The sequence below is a fragment of the Candidatus Cryosericum hinesii genome, assembly GCF_003570985.1.
GTDB lineage: Bacteria > Caldisericota > Caldisericia > Cryosericales > Cryosericaceae > Cryosericum > Cryosericum hinesii.
This window is the reverse complement of record NZ_QXIW01000014.1, coordinates 4386-9685: the sequence shown is the minus strand read 5'-3', so window position 1 is coordinate 9685 and position 5300 is coordinate 4386. Positions and strand designations below refer to the sequence as shown.

The window sequence follows — 5300 nt, the reverse complement described above, 5'->3', positions numbered from 1 at the left end:
CGCGACAGCCGCAAGCAGGGCAAGGAATTCGGCGCCGGCTGGATCGGGCAGACGGACGTCGTCACGCGCATCGTCCTGGGGTTCGACCCGCGTCTGCAGGGTATCCCGCTCGTGCGCGAAGCGGCGGCGAAGATCGGCGAGCCTGCCGTCCAGCAGCAGCTGCGTGGGGTGGAATACAGCATCCAGTGGGGCACCATGACCCTGCAGGACGCCATCGACTTCTGCCAGCTCGCCATCGAGACCACAACCGCTATCCAGCGCTTCAGTGACGGCGTGCTCATGGACCCGGGCGACATCACCGGCGTGGGTGGACCCATCGACATGGCTGTCATCACCTACGACAAGGGCTTCACCTGGCTCAACCGCAAACACCTCAACTTCAAGAGCAAGACCGGCGACGTCGAGGTCGATCTCGAAGATCTGCCGTCCCTGGAGAACTAGCCATGCGACGCCGCACATCGCCACCCGAATACGACGCCCTGTACCGCGACCTGATCGCACAGTGTGACGAGGAGCCCGTTCAGGACGTCATCGCCGGGCAGATCTGGTCTCTGGTGCAGACGGAACATGCCACAGGCCTGTCCATGTCCCTGCGGTCGCACTCCACGGACGGGCACAGCACATCCTTCCACCTGCGGGGCAAACCGCTCGTGGAGCTGGCCGAGCTCTCGGTGTCCTGGAACCCGCGAGAGGCGGCGATCGGTATGGCAGCCATCTGCGCCGCGTGCAACCTCACCTCCCGCTTCGTGGGCGCGGAGGAGGCCAACGGGCGCGACCTGCTGCTCAAGAAAGTGGCCAGCAAGAAGGTCGGCCTCATCGGACACTTCCCGTGGACCGACGAGATCCGTTCCGCCTCTGGCAGTCTGACCGTCTTCGAACAGCGACCACAGGAAGGCGATCTGCCTCAACAGGCCGAAGAATATCTCCTCCCGCATCTGGACGTGGTCGCCATCACCGGCTCTGCACTCACCAACAAGACCCTGCCACGCCTGCTGGAACTCGCCTGCAACGCCTGGGTCATGCTCATCGGCCCTTCGACTCCCCTCTCGGTGCTCATGTTCGATTATGGCGTCGACGCACTGTCGGGTTGTGTCGCCCGGGACCCGGAAGAATTGGCCGAGGTCGTCCGCGAAGGCGGCGGCGTGCGNNGGGATTCACAATTGCCGAAAAGGAGTCCAATGAACAGAAAACTGTGGTACCTGGTCGCCGGCTACGTTCTGACCGTCGCCTTTGGGCTCTCGCTCCAGTTCCTCCCTCCCGTCATCCCTGTCATGAAGACAACCCTCAGCATGACCGCCGGACAGGCAGGGACACTGATGTCGTCGCTGGCACTGTTCGGCGTTGTCATCTCGCCGCTGGTCGGCTACCTCGCCGACCGCTGGGGTAGCCGGGCCATCGGCCTGCTGGGACTCGTCTGTCTCATCGCTGCCGAGGCCTGGTTCGCACTGTCGACCTCGTACGTAAATCTGCTGATGGCACGCCTCGCCATGGGCATCGGTGCTGCAACACTGTCTATCCTCGGCGCGCAGATCATCAGCCAGAACTTCGCGGGTACCAGGTACCTCGGCGCGGCCATGGGCACCATGAATACGGCGGTCCCGATCAGCATCCTGATCAGCCAGCTGGGTTTCTCACGGCTCGCAACTGCCCGGGGATGGCAGGCGCCGGTCTGGGCGTGCCTGGTTTTCACCTGCGTCGTGACGGTCGCTTACGTCCTGTTCTACCGAGACCTGGAACCCCCGTATGACGAGACCCCCGTCTCGCTGGTCGCAGGTCTGCGGCGCCTGAATCCTCAGATCTGGGTGCTCGGCCTCGTCTGGCTGTTCTGGAATGCCGGAGCGCTCGTCCTCCTGACGTTTGCCAATGACCTTCTGGTCGGCCGGGGCATGTCGCCACAGACAGCAGGGACCATGGCCAGCATCCTCATGCTCTTCCCTGTCGTCGCGTCGACATTCATGGGCCACGTCCTGGACCACAGGCGCTGGCAGGGTCGGGGCGCGGTGCTGGCCTGTCTCATGTTCGCCGGATGTGTGATCCTGCTCGGTGTTCTCCATGGCAGTGTCCTGCCCCTGTTCCTCGGCGTCAGCTTCACCTTCGCGCTTGCCCCGATGGGCGTCTTCGCTCTGGCCCCCTACCTCCTGCACGGCAGGGAGAGCGGCCTGGGGTATGGCATCCTGGCCAGCATGCTGAACCTCGGCGTCCTGTTTGGCCCTGCGGTCGGCGGCATCATGCGTGATGCGACTGGCAATTACCTCGCAAGCTTCATCATGGCGGGCGTCCTGACGAGCATCGGGGCAGCCTGTGTCCTGCTGTTGCGTCGACCAGCCCTCGAGAACGCCTGATGGCCTTGCACCCCGTGAGGTCCACGCGCAGGTCCGAGCTACTCCTGCTGCTGGCCGTCCTCCTCTGGTCGACGACGTTCGCCATCATGAAGAAGAGTTTGGGCAGCATCTCGCCCGCGCTCCTGGTCCTCATCCGCTTTGCCATCGCCTCAGCGGTCGTGTACATGCTCTTCCGGCAGAGGATCGCATTCAGCTGGCGCAACTTGCTGAAAGGGCTTGCCATCGGCATCCCGGAATACATCGGGTTCATGCTGCAGGTCACGGGACTCACGATGACAACGGCAAGCAAGAGCGCCTTCATCACGGGCCTGTGCGTCGTCGTCGCACCGATCCTGTCGTTCCTCTTTCTGCGCGAGAACCGCTCATGGAAGGTCGTGCTGGCACTCATCCTGGCGGTGGACGGTCTCTGGATCATCTCCTTCGGGTTCACGCTGCGCGTCGGCGGTATGGGCATGGGAGACTTCCTGACGCTGCTGTCCGCCCTGGCCTTCAGCGTGCAGGTGCTCATGATCCACCTGTTCTCGGACAGGGATTCCTTCTACGCCACCACGTTCTTCCAGTTGCTGGCCGTCGCCATGTGTTCTCTCGTCTACGCCCTGACGACGAAGCAGACGCTCGTCGTGAATCCTGTCTCATGGCCCTCTCTGCTATACCTCGCCATCTTCACGACCGTCATCACGCTGCTGCTGCAGAACCGCTTCCAGCATGACGTGACGGTCGCGCAGGCCAGCGTCATCTACTCGCTGGAACCCGTCTTCGCCAGCCTGCTGGCAGTCCTGTTCATCGGCGAACACATGGGCCCTGCCGTCCTCGTGGGCGGTATCCTCATGTTCGTGGCGTCAGCGATCTCGTAGCAGGCCGGACAAACGATGCACCACGAATTCAGACGCTACTGGACCACCATCTGCCACCTTGGCACCAACATGCGGTTGCTGCTTGCCGGCGCAGCCCTGCTGGGACTGGGGAACGGCATTTTCATGACCTTCTTCAACCTGTATCTTCAGCAGGGTGGACTGGGTGAGGCCTTCCTTGGCCGTCTGAACTCCCTCGGGACAATCGGATCACTTGCCCTTGCCATTCCGGCAGGACTCCTGGTAACACGCCTCGGCAGCAGAAAGTCGCTCGTCCTCTCGTGCGCGCTCATCGCCGTGTTCGGCGCCCTTCAGGCCAATGTCCTGGTGCCCGCGCTGCTCGTCGTCCTGCAGATCGGCATTTCAGCCAGCACCATGCTGTATGGAGCCACCTACAATCCGGAGATGATGCGCAGTACCGACCCCGGGGACCGGCAGGTTGCCTTCAGCCTTGCGTTCACCACAGGAACAGTCATGTCAGTCGTCGCGTCGGTCGTCGGAGGACTCCTGCCGCGCCTGTTCGCCCATTTCGGAGCATCGCCCGTCACCGGGCTCCGCCTGACCCTGGTTGTGGGAGCAATATTCATCCTCGCAAGCGCCGCCGCCTTCATACACCTGCGAGAATATCAGCATGGCAATGGTGGGCAGACAGTGGACGCCTCACATTCCGTCCAGAGCGAGCCGGAGGTCACGTCCTCGTGGAAGCGCTTCGCCGTCCGGTATGCGGTAGTCAGCGTCATCATCGGGTTTGGCGCCGGGCTGAGCATCCCCTATCTCAACCTCTATTTTGCCGACCGCTTTCACGCGAGCACGGTGGCCGTCGGCAACCTGTTCGCCATGAGCAACGTCGTCCTCACGGTCGGCGTCCTGCTGGCTCCATGGCTCGTCCGCCGGGCAGGCCTCATGCGTACGATCGGGGTCACCGTCGGGGGCTCGCTCGTGTTCCTGGTCATCATGGCGTTCACGCACAATATCATCATCGCCGCCCTGGCATTCTGGATGCGCGCAGGTCTCATGATGTGCTCAACGCCGGTCACGGACAAGTTCTGCCTGGAGCTGGTGCCACCGGACAAGCGTTCCGTGGCGCACAACATTTTCATGATGGCATGGACCGGGTCCTGGGCCATTTCGACAGCGCTGGGGGGCTGGCTCATCCAGAAGACGGGGTTCGCTCTGCCTATGATGCTCACGGCCGCCGTCTATGGCATCTACCTCGCCGTCTTCATCCTGTCCTTCCGTCACCATCCAACAATGCAGTACCCCAGCTCTGTCTGCCCGGCGACGATTCCCGCACAGACCGACTAGTTGGCTGAGCCGGTCCGTTCGGCCAGGAGTCGCCAGGCCAGCAAGCCGGCATTTTCACGCGTCAGCGGTTTGCCGGCGTAGTCCATGACATTATCGAACCCATGCTGCCTGCAGACGACACGCAGGGCCACGTCACCGACAGGATCCTTCATCTGGATCTTCATGGCAGCGACCTCGCCACCGAAACCGGCCGCCGTCAGGAGCATGTTGATGCCCTCACTTCCACTCATCAGCTGCATGGGCTGGAACGAAAGGTCGATGAGCCCGTCGTCGAGGTAGGCATCCCGCAAGGAGGTGAACAGCCAGTTATCGCGCCCGATGCCCCACGGAGAGCCCTCTGCCCGCCTGTAGCGTAGCCCAAACCAGACGTCCCGGATCCCTTTGCGCACCTCCAGCACACGGCTCCATGCACCTCTTGTCCACGCGTATGCGCGTATCCAGCTGTTCGCCTCATCGCCTGTGGAGGGGGCCGCAAGGCGCTGCAACGTCAGCTGTGGATGCTGCAGGACACGCTCCAGAAGGACCACGAACTCACCATTGGTCACCTGACGATCGAGATGAAGCTCGCCATCAGGATTACCCAGGACAAGGTGCAGGTCCAGCAATGTCTGGACGCGGGCATCCACAGGAGCAATGGTCTCGGCCGCCTGTACACGCACGCCGCCGGTGCAGCCCACGACGAGGACGAAGACGACGAGCAACACTATTCCGCATCTCGCGCAGGTTCTCATGATACCGTCCTCTCCAGGTCAGGTGTGCACTTACTCATACGCCCTGCAACCTCCGTGTCACTGCATTGTGC

General features: G+C 62.7%; 4 protein-coding genes and 1 pseudogene. 4 read left to right on the top strand and 1 reads right to left on the bottom strand.

Annotated elements, in window-relative coordinates:
- The 4 genes and pseudogenes from SMC3_RS09545 to SMC3_RS02395 all read left to right on the top strand — a co-directional run.
- A pseudogene (locus SMC3_RS09545) lies at positions 1 to 441 on the top strand (hypothetical protein); the annotation flags it as partial.
- A 2-nt stretch (positions 442 to 443) separates the two neighbouring features.
- Positions 444 to 2342, top strand: a complete 1899-nt coding sequence (locus tag SMC3_RS02405) for an MFS transporter (RefSeq protein ID WP_119089778.1) — start codon at positions 444 to 446, stop codon at positions 2340 to 2342.
- On the top strand, positions 2342 to 3196 hold the full coding sequence (locus SMC3_RS02400; RefSeq protein ID WP_119088268.1) for a DMT family transporter: 855 nt from the start codon (positions 2342 to 2344) through the stop codon (positions 3194 to 3196). The genes SMC3_RS02405 and SMC3_RS02400 overlap by 1 nt, the downstream gene beginning before the upstream one ends.
- A 15-nt stretch (positions 3197 to 3211) precedes the next feature.
- The gene (locus SMC3_RS02395) at positions 3212 to 4498 is read left to right on the top strand and encodes an MFS transporter (RefSeq protein WP_119088269.1); all 1287 of its coding nucleotides are present in this window, start codon (positions 3212 to 3214) and stop codon (positions 4496 to 4498) included.
- Here SMC3_RS02395 and SMC3_RS02390 read toward each other — a convergent pair.
- Complete coding sequence (locus SMC3_RS02390) at positions 4495 to 5229, bottom strand: hypothetical protein (RefSeq protein ID WP_119088270.1); 735 nt, start codon at positions 5227 to 5229, stop codon at positions 4495 to 4497. The genes SMC3_RS02395 and SMC3_RS02390 overlap by 4 nt on opposite strands.
- Positions 5230 to 5300 lie beyond the last annotated feature (71 nt).